This is a genomic window from Pseudomonas agronomica, from assembly GCF_025917275.1.
Taxonomy (GTDB): Bacteria; Pseudomonadota; Gammaproteobacteria; order Pseudomonadales; family Pseudomonadaceae; genus Aquipseudomonas; species Aquipseudomonas agronomica.
Genome location: NZ_JAOSHO010000953.1, coordinates 1 through 753 on the forward strand (window position 1 = coordinate 1; position 753 = coordinate 753).

Here is a 753-nt window from a genome sequence, read left to right on the forward strand (position 1 = left end):
TGCTCGCGAAAGCGGTCTTCAGTTCACCACAGGTTTTTCAGACTGAAGCTTGAACCTCAAGCCGATCCATCGCCCGTTCCACCAGCAGATGCACCCCATCCGCCATGCGGCTGATCGCCAGAATCACGCTGCGGCGCGAGCCGTCGACGTCATCTGCCAGGTTGGCGGCGATGGCGCTGATGGATAGTAAGTCTTCGGAGGCATTGGCCAGGAGGGTTTCGGTGTCGATGTCCGGGGCGACCATGAAGAGTTGGGGCCCTTGGGATTTGTTCGAGGATTGATCGGCGGGTTTGGGGTTGAGGTAGTAGTCGAGGACGCGTTCGGCGGCTTCGTCGAGTTTTTTGGATTTTGAGGATTTGTCAGAGGCGTTGCCAGGGCTTCCTGGCGGATTTGGAGTTGCTTTGAACATTTGAGATTTCCTAAACAGTTAAGTGGAAACCGTCACCGTTCGCTTGCACGCGAATGAGGGTGGCGGCCGTACGCAGGTGTGCAAGACCGGGCCTGTTTAGGACACCCGGCAGATCCAAGGATCTCCCGCGTGCAGCCGCCATAAAGCCAGTGGACAGAAAAAAGCCCATGAGCAATGTAGCGTCGCATCCTAAACAGTTTCTTCGGACTTGCACGTCCGTGTCACCGTTTTTTCGGTGACAAACCCAGACTAGCTACGAGACGGACGCCGAACAAGTTCATCAACTTCGCCAGAACTTGAAGGAAATCTCCTAGGACCTTGCTTTTAGGGGGTGAATATCCGTT

The 753-nt window shown here is 55.2% G+C and carries 1 protein-coding gene; it reads right to left on the reverse strand.

Annotated elements, in window-relative coordinates; translation table 11 throughout:
* Positions 1–37: 37 nt before the first annotated feature.
* Positions 38–409, reverse strand: coding sequence for a DUF6124 family protein (locus OC610_RS28335; protein WP_264433018.1), 372 nt, complete (start codon positions 407–409; stop codon positions 38–40).
* Positions 410–753: the final 344 nt, after the last annotated feature.

Bases quoted from the DNA above. Each gene is read 5' to 3' on its own strand.
- OC610_RS28335 (WP_264433018.1), bottom strand. From the start codon at position 409: ATGTTCAAAGCAACTCCAAATCCGCCAGGAAGCCCTGGCAACGCCTCT.